This window comes from Mojavia sp., assembly GCF_059505145.1.
The window spans coordinates 12,877-30,417 of the sequence record NZ_JCACKA010000097.1 but is presented as its reverse complement, the minus strand read 5'-3'; the positions used below and the strand labels follow the sequence as shown (position 1 = coordinate 30,417).

General features: G+C 40.1%; 13 protein-coding genes and 1 pseudogene. 8 read left to right on the top strand and 6 right to left on the bottom strand.

Annotation, left to right across the window (positions count from 1 at the left end; all coding sequences use genetic code 11):
* The first annotated feature begins 252 nt into the window (after window positions 1-252).
* The gene (locus AC5JL8_RS27640) at window positions 253-4,299 is read left to right on the top strand and encodes an NACHT domain-containing protein (protein ID WP_495882885.1); all 4,047 of its coding nucleotides are present in this window, start codon (window positions 253-255) and stop codon (window positions 4,297-4,299) included.
* 247 nt (window positions 4,300-4,546) lie between these two features.
* On the top strand, window positions 4,547-5,221 hold the full coding sequence (locus AC5JL8_RS27635) for a helix-turn-helix domain-containing protein (RefSeq protein WP_495882884.1): 675 nt from the start codon (window positions 4,547-4,549) through the stop codon (window positions 5,219-5,221).
* Window positions 5,222-5,637: 416 nt separating this feature from the next.
* On the opposite strand, the gene AC5JL8_RS27630 is transcribed toward AC5JL8_RS27635, so the two are convergent.
* Entirely contained in the window at window positions 5,638-6,654 is a 1,017-nt protein-coding gene (locus AC5JL8_RS27630) for a tyrosine-type recombinase/integrase (RefSeq protein WP_495882883.1), read from the bottom strand.
* Window positions 6,655-6,726: 72 nt separating this feature from the next.
* Complete coding sequence (locus AC5JL8_RS27625; protein ID WP_495882882.1) at window positions 6,727-7,146, bottom strand: four helix bundle protein; 420 nt, start codon at window positions 7,144-7,146, stop codon at window positions 6,727-6,729.
* Between the two features lie 546 nt (window positions 7,147-7,692).
* On the opposite strand from AC5JL8_RS27625, the gene AC5JL8_RS27620 reads away from it, so the two are divergent.
* Both AC5JL8_RS27620 and AC5JL8_RS27615 read left to right on the top strand, forming a co-directional pair.
* Window positions 7,693-9,228, top strand: a complete 1,536-nt coding sequence (locus AC5JL8_RS27620) for a hypothetical protein (protein WP_495882881.1) — start codon at window positions 7,693-7,695, stop codon at window positions 9,226-9,228.
* A 336-nt stretch (window positions 9,229-9,564) separates the two neighbouring features.
* Window positions 9,565-9,858 carry a hypothetical protein gene (locus AC5JL8_RS27615; RefSeq protein ID WP_495882880.1) on the top strand — a complete coding sequence of 98 codons (294 nt, stop codon included), beginning with the start codon at window positions 9,565-9,567 and terminating at the stop codon, window positions 9,856-9,858.
* 156 nt (window positions 9,859-10,014) lie between these two features.
* On the opposite strand, the gene AC5JL8_RS27610 is transcribed toward AC5JL8_RS27615, so the two are convergent.
* The 4 genes from AC5JL8_RS27610 to AC5JL8_RS27595 all read right to left on the bottom strand — a co-directional run bounded on the left by AC5JL8_RS27610 (window position 10,015) and on the right by AC5JL8_RS27595 (window position 12,046).
* Window positions 10,015-10,458: a type II toxin-antitoxin system VapC family toxin gene (locus AC5JL8_RS27610; RefSeq protein WP_495882879.1), complete on the bottom strand. Its 444-nt coding sequence runs from the start codon at window positions 10,456-10,458 to the stop codon at window positions 10,015-10,017.
* A complete protein-coding gene (locus AC5JL8_RS27605) occupies window positions 10,458-10,748 on the bottom strand; it encodes a DUF2281 domain-containing protein (protein WP_495882878.1) in 291 nt (96 codons plus the stop codon). The genes AC5JL8_RS27610 and AC5JL8_RS27605 overlap by 1 nt, the downstream gene beginning before the upstream one ends.
* Window positions 10,749-11,063: 315 nt before the next feature.
* A complete protein-coding gene (locus tag AC5JL8_RS27600; protein WP_495882877.1) occupies window positions 11,064-11,456 on the bottom strand; it encodes a hypothetical protein in 393 nt (130 codons plus the stop codon).
* Window positions 11,453-12,046, bottom strand: coding sequence for a ParA family protein (locus AC5JL8_RS27595; protein WP_495882876.1), 594 nt, complete (start codon window positions 12,044-12,046; stop codon window positions 11,453-11,455). Before AC5JL8_RS27595 ends, AC5JL8_RS27600 begins: the two co-directional genes overlap by 4 nt.
* A 550-nt stretch (window positions 12,047-12,596) precedes the next feature.
* On the opposite strand from AC5JL8_RS27595, the gene rbp reads away from it, so the two are divergent.
* The 4 genes and pseudogenes from rbp to AC5JL8_RS27575 all read left to right on the top strand — a co-directional run bounded on the left by rbp (window position 12,597) and on the right by AC5JL8_RS27575 (window position 17,431).
* Entirely contained in the window at window positions 12,597-12,905 is a 309-nt protein-coding gene (gene rbp / locus AC5JL8_RS27590; protein WP_495882875.1) for an RNA-binding regulator, read from the top strand.
* Window positions 12,906-13,027: 122 nt separating this feature from the next.
* Window positions 13,028-13,217 (top strand): annotated as a pseudogene (rpsU, locus tag AC5JL8_RS27585) (30S ribosomal protein S21).
* Between the two features lie 1,496 nt (window positions 13,218-14,713).
* The gene (locus AC5JL8_RS27580; RefSeq protein ID WP_495882874.1) at window positions 14,714-16,060 is read left to right on the top strand and encodes an NAD(P)/FAD-dependent oxidoreductase; all 1,347 of its coding nucleotides are present in this window, start codon (window positions 14,714-14,716) and stop codon (window positions 16,058-16,060) included.
* Window positions 16,061-16,084: 24 nt separating this feature from the next.
* Entirely contained in the window at window positions 16,085-17,431 is a 1,347-nt protein-coding gene (locus AC5JL8_RS27575; RefSeq protein ID WP_495882873.1) for an NAD(P)/FAD-dependent oxidoreductase, read from the top strand.
* The last annotated feature ends 110 nt before the right edge of the window (window positions 17,432-17,541 follow it).

Genomic DNA, 17,541 nt, shown 5'->3' with positions numbered 1-17,541 from the left:
TTGCACTTCTGAGGTGCAACATTGAAGCTCAGAACTTGGATGTTGGAGTTAAAAGCTCGACGTTCCGAGTTCTCAACAGCAATCTTGGAGTAAAAAGGTCGAAGTTTCGAGTTTAAAGGTCAGAAATTGGAATTTTGAGAGCGATCACAAAAGCATTTATCTCAAAAACTTGTCTCTTGTCTTTGAAGTGGCATTATTAAGGGTTCGTGAGGTTAACATAGTAAAAATGTTTTCAGCCTCTTGTCGGTGAAAATGCTAAATCAGGATTATGAATGGAAGCGGTTCTGGTGTCCTCGGTCAGGTCGCATTAATCTAGCTGATGGTGGTTATCTTTGCAACCCAGAAGAAAAGTGGGGCAAAATATACAATCCAGATTTAGTAACCTTTGATGCTATCTCCCACTTCTCATGTTTAGCACTCTTGGGTGAGCCAGGAATTGGTAAAAGCTGTGCTTTAGAAGCAGAGAAAAAACAAATTATCAGTAAAATTCAACAGCAAGGTGGTCAGGTACATTCGTTAGATGATATCCGTTCCTATGGAAGTGAAGACAGATTAGTTCGCAGATTATTTGACAGCCCAGAATTTACTCAATGGATAGAAGGCACTCATCAGTTACATATTTTTTTAGATAGTCTTGATGAATGCTTGCTACGAATAGATACATTAGCAACGCTCCTAGTTGACGAGTTCAAACGTTATCAGAATCATATCCAGCGTTTACATCTTCGTATTGCCTGCCGAACCGCTGTTTGGCAACCAGTCCTAGAGGAAGGACTGAAGCAAATTTGGGGTAAAGATAATGTAGGAATTTATGAACTAGCTCCACTTCGCCGTATAGATGTGAGTAAAGCTGCAAAGATTGAAGGCATCGATAATCCTGAAACATTTCTAGAAGAGATTAACAGTAAAAATGTTGTACCTTTGGCTATTAAACCAATTACATTAGAATTTCTGATTAAAACTTATCGTAGCTACAATGGTAAATTTCCTCCTAATCAAAGGTTGCATGAACTTTATCTTGAAGGATGTCTCTGGCTTTGTGAAGAACGGAATCAGAGCCGGATTTCATCGAAATTAAAAGGTAATTTTAAGCGGCAAGAACGTTTAATGGTTGCGGCTAGGATTGCAGCGATCGCGATTTTTGGCAATAAATTTGCTATCTGGACTGGTATTCAGAGCGATGTTCCAGATGATGACGTATTTATTGAGAAGATATGCCAAGGAAGTGAAAGCGTTGATGGTAGAGAATTTGAAATCACTGTAGAAGCTGTTGAGGAAGTTTTAGATACTGCTTTATTCTCATCTCGTGGTGAATTAAGTCGTATGGGATGGGCACACCAAACCTATGCTGAATTTCTAGCAGCATGGTACTTGGTTCAGCATCAAACACCTTTGGAGCGGGTAATAAGCCTAATAATTTCATCTGAAGATCCTGAATGTAAATTAATTCCACAGCTTCATGAGACAGTAGCATGGCTAGCTAGTATGAGGACTGATGTATTTCAGGAAATTATCAAGACTGCTCCTGATGTGCTGTTGCGAAGCGACATACCCACAGATGCAAATCTTCAAGCAGTGATCGTTGATAACTTACTGAAACAGTACGAGCAGGGAAAACTATTGTATTCAAGCGGTGATAATTACCTAAGATACGAGAAGCTGAAACATTCTGGGCTGACTGAACAATTACGTCCATATATTCAGGTTTCTAGCAACCAAATTGATGCATCTCGTGCAGCGATAGACATTGCTGAGGCTTGTAAAGTAGATGAACTTCAAGAAGATTTAGTAAACTTAGCACTTGATTCATCCCAATTAATTTACCTCAGAGTTAATGCTGTAAAAGCAATCTGTACACTTGGTAATGCAAGTGCAAAATTGCAATTAAAATCACTGGCTTGTAGACAACTTGCAGAAGATGAGGATGACCAACTTAAAGGATATGCTTTGAGAGCAATTTGGTCAGATCATCTGCTAGCAGAAGAATTGTTTAATGTTTTAACTCCACGTAAAAAGATAAACTTCACAGGATCGTATCGAGTCTTTCTTGACTTTGAACTCGTACCCAAACTACAGCCATCTGATTTGCTACTTGCTCTTAATTGGGTCGAAAAGCAAGGTCTTAGAGTCTTTGGACATCCATTTGAAAGACTTGGTGATGCCATACTCCTAAAAGCTTGGGAACATTTTGACTTGCCTGATGTAGCAGAAAGTTTCACTAAAGTCGCTCTAATACAGTGGAAAGAACATCAGAAAGTTATCACTTCTGATAATGAACTTCAAGCACAATTTGAATTCTCACTTATTAATGAGCTTAATAAGCGGCATAAACTGATTGAACAGGCAGTTGGAATAGTTTCACAATCAGGGGAAGATATATATTTTTTATTGGATTCTTTGACAGAAAATATTCTTATAAAAGAAGATATTTTTTGGATGTTAGGTAAGCTTCAAAATATTGATTCTCAAGAAGAGCGAATTTGGGCAGCACTAATTCACTGGAAATTTAACCGTCAAGATGCGTTCCCTCTTATAGATGCTATCCTTACAGCTATTCAGACTAATAATATCTTGCGTGAAGAATTTGCATATTATGTTTCAATAATTGATTTGACCTCAACGCAGGCTGAAATGATGAAGGCTGAATATCAAATGAAGCAAGAAAACCAAGCTCGTAGACAAAAACCTATTCTAGATCCACCACCTAAAGAACGAGTCCTTTTATTTTTAGAGCAGCTAGAGTCAGGAAATCTATCAGCTTGGTGGCAACTAAATATGGAGATGATGCTTAAGCCAGATAGTCAACATTATGAAAAAGAGCTTGAATCAGATTTAACAAAACTTCCCGGATGGCAAGAAGCTAATATAAAAACTCGTGAAAGAATTATTAAAGGCGCTAAAAAGTACATTCAAGAATATAACCAAGTAGCTTATGACTGGATAGGGACAAATACGTATGATCGCCTAGCATTATCTGGTTGTAAAGCTTTACAGTTGCTTTTACAAGAAACTCCAGAATTTATAGATACTCTATCATCTGAGGTATGGCAAAGATGGGCATCTGTTATTGTCGCCTTTCCTCATAGCAGCACCACCCAACGAGAACATTACTATACGGAATTAGTCAAGCGGGCATACATAAATGCTCCCTCTGAAACCCTGAATACGCTGCTGTCTATTATTAATAAGGAAAATGAGGAACATAGCTATATTTTTATTCTTAATAAATTTGAAAAATGCTGGGATAATCGTTTCCAAGCGGTTCTTCTGGAAAAGGCTAAGGATTCTGCAATTAAATATAAATGTCTGGAACAGTTACTTGAAGAACTTTTAAAGCATGAATCGATTGGAGCTAGAGACTTTGCTCAATCCCTTGTCTCTATTCCCCTACCTTCAGAAGAAGAAGCACACCAGAAAGCTGTAGTTGTAGGTAGGGTATTAATCGAATGTGCAGAACCTAATAGCTGGGTGATTGTTTGGTCAGCTATTCAGCAAGATACAGACTTTGGAAGGAAAGTATTTGAAACAGTCGCTAACCGCTACGTGCATGGTCTTCATTTGAAGCTGACTGAAAAACAGCTAGCGGATTTATACATCTGGCTAGTTTGTCAATATCCTCATGCTGAAGATCCTGATCACAGCAATGAGGTTATTGCTCACAATATGGACAATAGAGAAAGCCTTGCTGGTCTGAGGGACAATGTTTTGACACAACTTAGGGAAACTGGGACATTTCAGGCGTGTATTGAGATTGAGCGCATTGCTGACCAGTTCCCTAAACTAACGTGGCTTAAAAGAACGTTGCTGAACGCCCAGAACGTTATGCGGCGTAAAACTTGGCAACCACTCCAACCAGAGCAAATTCTCCAGATTGTGAGTCATAAGCCCAAAAATCAAAGTACATATATAAATCAGACAGGAATTTTTATTACTATGCCAGATTCAAACAACCCAATCATTAACTTTAACAACGCTGTAAACGCTGCCAATATCAACAGCACTATCAATGGAGATCAGATTCAACACAATTATGCTCCAGAACAAAATCTTATAGAGGCTTTTGACGAGATTCAGCAAATCGTAAATCGGATAACTCAAAATTATCCCGCTCCAACTGAAGTAGAGAAACAAATTATTGTGGCAGAAGCAGTAGAGCAAGTGAAGCAGAATCCAACTTTGAGGAAGCGCTTGGAATTGGGAGGAAAAGCATTTATATTTGAAGCACTTCAGAAAGCTTCAGATCAGTGGTGGGTCGCTCCATTTGTGAAAGCAATTGAGGCTGGGGTGAAGGGAGAATAAAGAAATTGAGAAAATAAGGCGATCGCTCATCATTGCTAAAAAGTTCCGATTTTAATTGGAGTCGGAACTAAAGAGCGATTTTTATGTGGTGTTCAACCCTTTTGACCCACTGAACCAGAATCAAGATGCCTGCCGATATCTCGGCAGGCATCTTGATTGTGCAGAAAAACTGCTCATTTAGTAAATCTGCCTTTTCGCATTTGATAAATTAAAGAACAATCTGGCTTATATACGAGCGAAAATAGCTATGGATGGCTTGCCAAATGATAGGTTAACAAAGAAAGCCTATGGACGCATATTAAAAAATGTGCGAAACCTTAAAAACTGCTCACAAGAGAAATTAGCTCAAGTGTGTTTTTCGTGTCGGAGAACAATAGTAGACATTGAAACCGGAAAAATCGCCCCTAATCCCTCTCTTCGAGTCGAGTTTGCCAGAGCTTTATCTAACCCTATACTTGAATATTTTCCACAGTATTCTATTGGACAATTTTCGCATCGATTGCAAATTAGATTTCAGCATGAAAAAGAAGCAGGTAAATATTTTTTGGATGTTGTTAACCAGAAAGATTTAGATAGTTTTCAAGAGGTCTTTTATCTTTATAAAATGGCATCGCATCAAAAGGATGGTGTATTAATGCTCCTTTTGGATGAGTATCTTCACACGCGGATCATGAATGCCCATCCTGACGAACCTACAAGAATTTTAGTCGAACGATATAGACAAAATTATATAGAATTCTTCAAAATTTGGATTCCCCAACTAAATTTCAATATATCACTAGGACAACACCCAATCCACTTGAATATGTTTCAAGCTATCCTTGAGCAAAACCAATCAAAGCTAACTCAAGCTATTCACTGGCACTTAATTAATTCCCTCAATGATGTTGAACGAATTATCAATGCGTTAGAAACTGATTAATAAGTTTTGAACTGAGCCACCACTAGAACTATCATGTTTGTGCAGATTCTCTTCTCATCTAATTGCTTTTGGACTATTGCTTTCTAGAATTAAAAAAGCGAATCTTATCAAGAATTATGATGAAAAATAAAAATTTACCCAAAGCTTGGGATAGTAAATTGCACTCTTTTTTAGTGTTCATACAAATTGTTTTTTACTTAGTGGCAACATCAAACTACTGTTTACAGATTAAAAGTACTCTAAAAGGTGATGATTCTACGAGAATACAGCCTCAGAAGGTATTTGAACTCTAAAAGTGGATGCAACGCACTGGATTTCGATAGGGATTCGACTTAAAAAAAGCAGACGTATTTATCAATTGATCGCTATTCGCAATAACTTTGCTGTGGTGTGTCTGTTAAATTTATTAATTTCTCTCACTCGGAATCCTTCAACATTCCCGTCAACAATTCCGACATCTCCCACAGGTCTTTATTCCGATTATCATCATAAATCATCAGCGTTCGCGGGTCAGCATGACGGCTCAATTTCTGCACCTTTCTGATATTCCCATCCGTCGCATCAAGTGCCGCCGTAATCGCTGAATGCCTGACCCTATGCGGTGACATCGGTTTCTTCACCCCCGCCTTCTTAAAAGCAGTAGCCACTATTTTATAAATGGCATCCGTAGTCAATCTATGCCCTTCATTATGAAAATCTAACGCTGTAAATATCGGTAAATTGCCATTCAAATCCCCCCTAGCAATTAACCAATCAGCAAGAGCAGCCGCCACATCCTTAGACATATCCAAATATTCTTCATTCGTTCCCTTACCCTTCCCCAAAACTCTCAACTTGCGCCCATAAAAATCAAAGTCACCCACATTAAGATGACATATCTCTTGGCGACGCAACGCTAAACCCCACAGCACCAGAAAAATCGCATAGTTGCGTTTACCAATTAAAGTTTCCCGGTCAAACTGGCCAAGTACAAGTGCTATCGCTTTACTATCAACACCCCGCGTATCCCGATATGCCTTAACCTTCTCGCCCTCGACATCTTCCAGAGAATAGTTGCATACCCCCAACTTCCGCCCCATTTTCGCCAACGACTTAATCGCTGCCAACCGCCGATTGATTGTTGCCTCCCGCAACCCAGATTTAATCAACATCGCCTTGTATTTCAACACCACCATCACTGCCTGCTCTCGCTGCAAGTGCAAAAACTCCAGCACGCTATCACCAGTTGGCGGTAAGCCTGTCATCTTCAGAAAGAAATCCCTCAAATCCTTTTCATAAGCCCGTCGAGTATTGGGGTTGCGCTTGTCTGCCAGCAGTTGGGCCAACACATCTGGATCAGTGTCTAGCTGTGCGTCAAAATATCGAGCGATCGGTGCATCTAAACACGCCTCCAACGCAGACTTTACAATTTCTCCCGAATGTGGATTGGACATAAGTGCTGACTCGCGTTCAATAAGAATAAGCAGGGGGGCAGGGGAGCAGGGGAGCAGGGGAGATGAAAGACACTAAGAGTCTGTTTTTCTGCCCGCATGTCCGACTGTTTTCTTTATCAGCCAAGGGTTAGGATTGTTAATCATGTTTACTAAACTACCTAGAATCTTATTATAAGTACTGTAAATTTCTCGACCTGTATCAATATCCAAGTAGTTACACTTGACAGCAAATTCAATCCACGTCTGGGTTTCAGCAGCTTCCGCTTCACAGTCGTTCAACTTAGCTACAAATGCTGCTACGTATCGCCGTTTCCTCCATGCTTCTGCCAGATTCGCACATACAGAACGAGAGCAACGACGAATTTGGTCTGTGAGCGAATAACGTTCCTCTACTGGAAACTTTTTAGACACCTCAAATATCTTCATAGCTGCATCAAAAGCCATTTGATAGACTTTCAAGTCTCGATGAAAAGTAATTGCATTTTTTTCCATTTCCTATCTCTTACCTTCTTCACTCTTTCCCCCCTGCCCCCCTGCTCCCCTGCTTCCCCTCTCCCCGCCTCGTTAGGCATAATTGCTCACTGGTTCGTTATTGATAATGCTCGTTTCCAATAACGTCTATTGTATGTCACTTACAGCGTGCATTAATATTTACAATCCGTGAACACCTAAATCCGTTTTGCGGAAGTGATAGGGTGTCAATTAGTAATGCTAGGTCTGTAATTTCCTTATTGATATCTCCTTGATAGCTTTTCAGAAATGGACTGCGTTCAGGTGGTAGTAACTATCAGAGTGCTGAATTATAAATAACTTCTATAAATAACCAGGGGAATATAGCCCCACAAAAGCCCAGTCGTTGTGACTGGGTTTTTTGCCCTTGGTGCGATTGCGCTCCCGCGCAGCGCCCTTGGCGCTCGCTGTCCTTTCACAGCTTTTACCGTGAAAACTATTAAATTTGACTGGTATTACTTTACAAACAATACTGAAACTGAAACAGTGAAGTTATTTAGAAATAAAAACGTGAATCCAAAAATCAATATGAAAAAAATTATTTTATGCCTAATGAGTTTGAGCGTAGCACTATGTCTAATACTGTTTTCGGAACAGACTTATGCACGCAATTCGGGGTATGAAGTGTGGCTTTCAGATCAAGGAAATACTCAAGGAATTACGGCCAGTTCGCCGAATGGACTGTATGGCGGCAAAGTCAGGATTTATGATAGTGCAGACTTGGAACAGAACCCACCCATAAACAATCCATTGGTATTAGATGTAGTAACTGACTTATTTCCAAATGCACTCTTAACAACAGGATCTGATGTCAACAGAATTCATGGAATTATTCCCACCTCAGATTATAAATACATGACATTAAACTTTGTTGCTTCAGGGCATTTAGGGATAGTAGACGGTGAGACAAAACAGCCTGTGTGCTTATTCCGCTCTACTGCAACTAGTACAGGTAGACAAAATCATATGTCTACGATATCGAAAGACGGCACAAAAATCCTCATCGCTAACCAAAGTGGGCGAATGCTTGAGCGAGTGGATATTCAAAAAAATACCGCAGGACAAGTAACAGGATTTAACTATAACGCGGATGGCAGTATTGACATGGTTGGTGGGACGGGACGAGTATTAAATCAACCTATTGCGGTAGATGTTAATCTTGGGGATAACATTAGTTGTACCGTAACCGGACAGGTCGCAGACGGACAATCCTCTTCTACCCCCAACGGCAATCCTAAACAAGCCGCAGGAGTTCGCCCGACTAATACAGTAATTTGCCCGATTATTTCCGACAACAGTCAGCACGCTTACGTAACTTTAGGCGGCGGTGGTATGTTCGTGGTTGACATCACTACCGCACCCATGAAGATAGTAGCTGAATACGATCTAAACGTAGTTCATGCTGCGGGTTGTGGAGGACAGTCGGCTGATGGATTTATGATCCTCAACACTGGAACCTCTGCCCCCAATGTTTCTGAATTTACACTCTATCGGTTTACACAAGACTATCCTCTAGCACCGAACTATAATCAACCCAATCAACCATTACCAGTTGCTGTCTGGGCAGACCCAGATAATGGAAAAATCATACTAGGGAACAATCGAGATGCACATGGGATGGTCATCGTCAAAAATTTAAGTTCTGGAGAGGACAAATACCTGCACCAGTTTGATCGGGTACGAAATAATGCAGAAGTATTTCAGATGAATCCCCCGTGGGAAAATCTTCACTTGCGTCACGAAGGTACGTACAGTCTGACAACGACTGGATCTTGTGGGACAACTCTGGGAGCAGAGCAAAGTAATGACCCAACTCCGGATTTAGCTGATCTATCTTTAGGTAATAATGGTGACAAGATTTATGTTGCCTTACGGGGGCCAAATCCTCTGACCATAGCACATGCAGCAGCAGGGAGTTGTCCTGGATTGGGAATTATTAAGCTATCTCCTAATAACAAAAGCGGTGAATTAACAAATGTTTTGCCCACGATGATTATTAGTGGAGATAGCACGAAAAACTTGAGTGACCCTCACGGGGCTATTGTGCGTCAAAAATTAAACTAACTATTTCCTACAAGAAAGCTCTCTTTCACAGTCCAGTCAATCGTAACGTTGCTGCGGATAGTTTGCATGCTTGTCGCGGGCGATCTCCGGTGTGGTGTCGGTTAATGGAAGTAAAGCGACATCAGAGTTAGTGAAGCAGCAACCCCAAGAGACTAAGCGCGAACGCACAGTACCAGGGTGGCGTACAAGATGCAAGTACCTTTCTACAAAATCTATGCTGCTTTTGAACCTAATTCAAATAATATAAAAAATGAGCAACCTGTACAAAAGTAAACAAGCAACTAAAAAACTATTTCAGTCAGATAACACAAAATCTACTGTTATCAAGAGGAATATATGGAATTTAGTAAAGAACTTGAGAATGTATTATATATCCCTGAAAACTGTATTCCCTTACCTGAAAACTTTGATTACGAAATAGCTGAATACCTAGCTGAAATGGTATTAAATTCTCAAGAAATTGCCCAAAAAGATTCTTCATATAATGGTTTTGGTGTTTTATTTACAGATAAGACTTTAGATTCAGAACAATCTAAAAATTTAAAAGAAGATTTAATTCGTCATATAGAAAATATATTACGTGACTACTATCTGAACAAAACACGCGGATATTTATCACCATTAGATTAAAAATAGTAGGGACTATTATGTTCCCGGACGAGAGCGAAGATGATCGGGTATATTAGGCGTTCGCCTAATATTTCTAACAAAGGGCCACACAAAATTTTGAATTTGTATCTAGCTTGAATCTTGCTAATGACCTTAATCTCTCTCTGCACATAAAATTTATAGCCAAGATTCAACAGACAATGTTCTCACTTGTTGAATCCTCTGAAAGTCGCTGTCGGCTGACACAATGATCAGACCATGTTGTAAGGCTACAGCCGCAATCCAAAGGTCATTTTCATCAAAGCCTAGATCAGTTATTTTCGTTTTTCTCCGCTTACTTTTCTCCTTCGGTGCAAACTGATTGAATAAAGCGGCTTTCAGTTGGCCGTAGATAGTAGCAGTAGATCCATCAATATTATGGCTGTATATACCCGTTAGAAAACGGTGAATTAGTGCTAAGTTACTTTCCTTGCGTTGAGAACGTTCTGCCATGTCTACCAGTTCCCCTTGAACGATGGCGCAGGTTGCAATCACAGAATTTTCCACTTCCGCAAGGCGATTAAGCACATTGGCATTACCAAGTATTGCTTGGCTACAGTGATTTGTATCTAACAGGTACATTATTCAAAGGGGTTTTCGTAATCAAATTTGGCTTTGCCGCGAGTGGCATAAACTAATTCAAGACATTCTTTTAAATCATCACCCTCCCATTTACCAATTGTTTTTAAGTGTTCGAGCAGTGAGCGACCTGTGGAATTTACTGTAGTGTGAGCGGCGGAAGGAGCCACTTCAGAAACAGGCTGTGTTTGGGTTGACTTCGTTTTCAAAAAGCGTATAAAGTCTAGCGTTTCAGCCAGAATGGTATCTGGTGTCGATTCGATTTCTAAAAGAAGCAGTTCTTTGATAGTCATATTGGGTATGTCCTCTGCTGGAGCGAAGATCCAGGCATAGCTGCATCAGTCTTTTTCATTATCGCAATAGTTTCTTTTAGTGTTACTACACTAAGTTCCAGGTTTTCAGTCAGGAGTCAGTCTAATTTGAAGTTTCGCCTTGGCGTAAATTCACCAATTAGTAAATTTAGATTTTCGCCTTGCTGCCATACTACGTTCCAAGCATTCAGCTAGAGGTCAGTCTAATTTGAAATTTCGTCTTGGCGTAAATTCACCAATTAGTAAATCTATATTTTCACCTTGCAGCTACACTACGTTTCAAGTATTCAGCCAGGGTCAGTCTAATTTAGAATTTCGCCTTGGCGTAAATTCACCAATTAGTAAATCTATATTTTCACCTTGTTGCCATTTCACCCAGACAGCCATGAGAAAATCTACCAATTCGCTTTTATCAATCTCTACGCCACGTCTTTTGAGTTTGAGTAATTCTTCTTCTACATCTAAATCTGTTGAGCGTTTCACATAGTAGGTGCGCCCAATCCAAGCATTATCAGACCGCTTTCCAGTTGCGGGTCTGCCACGTTTGCGTGGTTCATTTTGAGTTGGTGCTGGTGGAGGTGGTGTCTTTGTCACGTTACTCTCTGTGATTGCTTCTGTTGGTTGTTCTGGCTCTTGTTGTGATTCTTCTTTGGTTTCAAATAACTTTTTAAAGGGGCTAGGCTTGCTCATGACAGTATCTCCTTACCCACCTCTTGATACTCACGCCATGCTATTTTGCTGCTGCGGTCTTTGACTTGATAAACTGGCAGCCCCTCCAGTGCCGCTTTTTCATAAACAGCAAATCGTTTAATCCCATGTTGAAATAGTGGTATTCCCTCTGCCTCTAATGCTTCCCGTGCTTGCTGTCCTGTTAAACGAGGAGCTGGGGGAATAATTGTGAGCAACACACGATAGCGATCGCTGCCTAATGATTTGAGAGTACCTACAGTCTGCAACAGTGCATCCATCGCTAAAGCATCAGGAGTAGTAGGCAGGATTAATAGATTGCACCCGTCAGCAAGTGCTTCTAAATCTTCAAAGCTTGGTCGGGCTGCTGTGTCAATGACCACATGATCATAATTACGGCTGTGCATAGGGGCCTGCAATAAATCCACAACTTTAAAAGGTAATGCCCCTCGCTTTGCCCATCCTGTAGCACTGTGGTTTGGGTCGCCATCGACCAGCAAAGTGCTGCCCTTCTGAGATAGAAAGCAAGCAATATGGATGGCGCTTGTCGTTTTAGCGACACCTCCCTTGAAACTGGCAAGGGTGATAATCACGAGATGTACTCCAATAAATGCTGCTAGTTTACTCTTAAAATGGCGAAAATTTGTATTTTTTAATTTATAAAATGTTACCTGGGCAGCAATACAGAATTTCGCCAATTCAAAAATATAAAAACTTAAAAGTAGTAATCACTAGCTTCTCCAAGCTACACCTGAACAAAAGACAGTTTGACTGTATCCCTAATTATTAGATTGGTTAGCTCTCTTTGGTTTACTGGTTAGTACATTTTGGATGAGTCGCTTAAATTGGCAATAATACAAATTGCTAGTAATACAACAATACGTATTTCTGATAATCTATATTTTCGCCAATTCAAAATTAAATCAGCATACCATAACATCATCATTCCACGACTGCATAGGCGATCGCCACCTCATCACATGACTGGTTAACCATCTATTAACCATTTACTGGATGCGTAGGTTTACCTTCTATGTCATTCTAGAAAACGAGAGTTAATTCGGTGACAGTGTTTGTTTTGAGTATCACAGGCTTTTCTCCGAAATTTAAATCTCCGCACATTTAGAATTTTGGAGAAAATCGATGTCAATTTATGTAGGCAACCTCTCTTATGAAGTTACAGAAAACGATCTTAAGGGTGTTTTTGCTGAATACGGTACTGTAAATCGGGTTCAAGTACCTACTGACCGCGAAACAGGCCGTCCGAGAGGTTTCGCTTTCGTGGAAATGGGAGCAGATGCTGAAGAAACTGCTGCCATTGAAGCTCTTGATGGTGCTGAATGGATGGGTCGTAACCTCAAAGTTAACAAAGCCAAACCTAAAGAAGACAGAAGTTCTTCTGGTGGTGGACGGGGCGGATATGGTGGTGGCGGTGGACGCGGACGCTACTAAGTTTTGAAACCTAAAATTTTACAAGCCAGTCTTTAGGTCAGATAAGGAGTCTGTCTTTTTTTTGGACTGTTACCCCGAAAGAGCAATTGATGAAGTCAATAGTCAATTTAGTAGGAGAGATAATGACCCAAATAATAGTGGGTGAAAATGAACACCTTGAGTCAGCCTTACGCCGATTTAAGCGAGAAGTTTCGCTCATCGGGGATTTTTCAAGACATGAGAAAGCACCGTCACTTTGAAACGCCTATTGAAAAATCCAAGCGCAAAAAACTTGCTTTACAAAAGCAGGGTAAAAGACGTTTCCGCACTTGAGAACTGACATAGATATAAATGAATGCCCTCATAGTGTTTATGAGGGTTTTCTTTATGGAATTTAGCAGCAGTAAGCAAAAATTAAGCAGAGTATAGCTCTAGTAGTAACCGACCTCTTACTTAGTAGCTATTTATGCAAGTTTAATTAATGATTATGCAATCAGTAAAATATCAAATTATTTATAATTTTTTTTATAAATAATTCTCAAGTATAAGATAGAAATTAAGTATGAATGATCAAAACTGATACCTGGAATTATCTATCTCAAGGGAGATTTTATTTTTTTTATCTTTACACCCGGCTATTAAATAAACATTTATACGAAGATTCTCTTGTCATTAGGGCTGAAATGAGTAGTGATTCAGATTAAAAAGCTATTTTTTAGATAAATAAGAGCCTAAACGTCAAATAATACGTTGTTTAATTTTTAGCTGAAATAATACGGTGCTTTATTAAAAAATAATAAATAATCCCGTGCTGTGAATAACAGTGTTTTATGCTACTATCTTGAAAAGCGCTTTATTGATTGAAGCCCATACAAGATTTCATATCCAGACCAGTGCTGCCATTACGGCTGAAAACCTCCCCTACCTTTATCCCTTCTCCCTAATTTATTAGGAGATCTATATGCATTAAAGAGGTAATCCGAGTAAGAAAGTTTCATCAAAAGACTATTAGTATGCCTACTAGCCTTAAACGAATAGCTTACTCACACTAAGAGGTGAATTAATGAGTAAAGTATGGAAAAGCACAGCAAAGTTTCTAAATGTAGCGTTGTAGCCTTTTTCTTGTTTGCTTATGTTTTTAAAGATTGAATTGGTTGAACTTTAGATTATTGTAGCTGCTGTTTAACCCGACCAAGAGCTAACAGCAGCACTCCCCCCGTTATTACTGATTTAACTAGAGGTGGATCTATTATGACACAAAAACCAATAACCCTACAGATGTTTTGTTCTCTAAAATCTTTTCAGGAAAAGAGACGAGTAGGTAAAGAACAAATAAAACCGAAACAACTATATACTATATATATTTTCCCCCTACTATCCATGATCAAGGGGTCAACATAACATTTTGCCAATTTTGTAAGTTAAAAATTTTTATTGCAAGTTTTGGAACCTCATCCATAGTTTCAAATCTCTGCAATGACAATTTTTTGTCATTGCAAGTATGTAACATCAAATTGGCATAGTTAGTATTGTTTCATTTCAAGCTAAACTTAACTGATTCAAGGGTTTGCTGAGATTCTGAGCGAAGCTCAGAATGACAACCAAAGACAATCTGGTATAACTCACACGAAATTAAAGTTGTGTTATCGCTTTTCTAGTAAAAGTTCAGTGATGAAACGCAGATAAGGAAAAGGTGTAAGTTTAGTAAACATCTACGTTTTGAGAAGGACACCCTTCAGGTTCCTATCAATTTCAGCCGAAATTAGGAAGTTAATGAATCAGCATAGATGATGCTGAAGTTTGTCCCCAATAGCATAAAGGAGAAGCATATGTCAGCAATAGAATTTGATGTTGGGATTATCGGCGGTGGACCTGCTGGTTCAGCAACCGCAGCTTACCTGGCCAAAGCAGGTCTAAAATGTGTTGTGTTTGAAAGTGAACTCTTTCCTCGCCCTCATGTTGGAGAATCTCTAGTTCCATCATCGACAAGGGTATTTAAAGAGTTAGGATTGCTTGACCAAATGGATCAAGCTGGTTTTCCAAGAAAATATGGTGCTGGTTGGACATCATCTGAAAAAGCTCCTATCTACGATATGGGTTGGGAGGGTCTAGAAGCAGACTGCCATGCGGATGTACGCTTTGAAGAGCGGGAGCAGGCTGGAGTTGACCGCAACTATACTTATCACGTAGATCGAGGGAAATTTGATCTACTCTTGCTGCAACATGCACATCAATTAGGAGCGAAAGTTTATGAAGGGGTCAGGGTGAAAGGTGTAGACTTCTCGGAACCATCCAAACCTCGAATCAACTTTTCTATAGGACATCAAGAAGTTGGTACAAGTGTGCGGATGGTCGTAGATGCAAGTGGTCGTCGTACAGTGCTGGGAAACCAACTTGGTTTGAAAATTAAAGATCCCATATTCAATCAATGTGCTCTTCATACTTGGTTTGAAGGTTATGACCGCACTGCATTAGCCCGCAATGGTTCACAGAAAGAGTTTATTTTCATCCACTTTCTACCAGTCACTAATACCTGGGTATGGCAAATACCAATTACTGAAACCATCACTAGCATAGGTGTTGTCACTCAGAAAAAATATTTTGCTAAATCGAAAGAAGATCGCGAGCAGTTCTTTTGGAACTGTATAAGTAGTCGTCCAGAGCTTTTGGCGGGTCTCAAATCAGCAGAACAGATCCGACCATTGAAGGAGGAAAGCGATTACAGCTATGCAATGAAGCAGATCTGTGGAGACAACTTTGTTTTAGTGGGTGATGCTGCCCGCTTTGTTGACCCTATATTTTCTACTGGTGTGAGCATTGCACTCAATAGTGCCCGATTTGCTAGTACAAATATCATCCAAGCTGCCGAAAAAGGTGTGTTTAACCGAAGTAGCTTTGCGACATTTGAGACAACAATGCAGCGTGGTATCAAAAATTGGTACGACTTTATCTCTGTGTACTACCGATTAAACGTTCTATTTACTGCTTTTGTGCAAAACCCCAAATATCGATTAGATGTGTTGAAGTTGCTTCAAGGCGATGTGTATGGCGAAGAGCAACCAGAAGTTCTTAACGTCATGAAAAAAATTGTTACAGAAGTTGAGCAGAACGAAAATCATCTGTGGCATCGATATCTTGGCGACTTGACAACTTCTGCGTTTCAACCAGCTTTTTGAGCTATACCTACAAAGGAGAAGCATATGTCAGCAATAGAATTTGATGTTGGGATTATCGGCGGTGGACCTGCTGGTTCAGCAACCGCAGCTTACCTGGCCAAAGCAGGTCTAAAATGTGTTGTGTTTGAAAGTGAACTCTTTCCTCGCCCTCATGTTGGAGAATCTCTAGTTCCATCATCGACAAGGGTATTTAAAGAGTTAGGATTGCTTGACCAAATGGATCAAGCTGGTTTTCCAAGAAAATATGGTGCTGGTTGGACATCATCTGAAAAAGCTCCTATCTACGATATGGGTTGGGAGGGTCTAGAAGCAGACTGCCATGCGGATGTACGCTTTGAAGAGCGGGAGCAGGCTGGAGTTGACCGCAACTATACTTATCACGTAGATCGAGGGAAATTTGATCTACTCTTGCTGCAACATGCACATCAATTAGGAGCGAAAGTTTATGAAGGGGTCAGGGTGAAAGGTGTAGACTTCTCGGAACCATCCAAACCTCGAATCAACTTTTCTATAGGACATCAAGAAGTTGGTACAAGTGTGCGGATGGTCGTAGATGCAAGTGGTCGTCGTACAGTGCTGGGAAACCAACTTGGTTTGAAAATTAAAGATCCCATATTCAATCAATGTGCTCTTCATACTTGGTTTGAAGGTTATGACCGCACTGCATTAGCCCGCAATGGTTCACAGAAAGAGTTTATTTTCATCCACTTTCTACCAGTCACTAATACCTGGGTATGGCAAATACCAATTACTGAAACCATCACTAGCATAGGTGTTGTCACTCAGAAAAAATATTTTGCTAAATCGAAAGAAGATCGCGAGCAGTTCTTTTGGAACTGTATAAGTAGTCGTCCAGAGCTTTTGGCGGGTCTCAAATCAGCAGAACAGATCCGACCATTGAAGGAGGAAAGCGATTACAGCTATGCAATGAAGCAGATCTGTGGAGACAACTTTGTTTTAGTGGGTGATGCTGCCCGCTTTGTTGACCCTATATTTTCTACTGGTGTGAGCATTGCACTCAATAGTGCCCGATTTGCTAGTACAAATATCATCCAAGCTGCCGAAAAAGGTGTGTTTAACCGAAGTAGCTTTGCGACATTTGAGACAACAATGCAGCGTGGTATCAAAAATTGGTACGACTTTATCTCTGTGTACTACCGATTAAACGTTCTATTTACTGCTTTTGTGCAAAACCCCAAATATCGATTAGATGTGTTGAAGTTGCTTCAAGGCGATGTGTATGGCGAAGAGCAACCAGAAGTTCTTAACGTCATGAAAAAAATTGTTACAGAAGTTGAGCAAAACGAAAATCATTTGTGGCATCGATATCTTGGCGACTTGACGGCTTCTGCGTTTCAACCAGCTTTTTGAGTAAGCCAAATGACTAAAAACGAATAACGGATTTCTTAGCAAGAATTCATCCGTTCAGCAAGGTGGAATTCTGCTTGTCTAGAACACCGATTCACTAATCCCCAAAACTA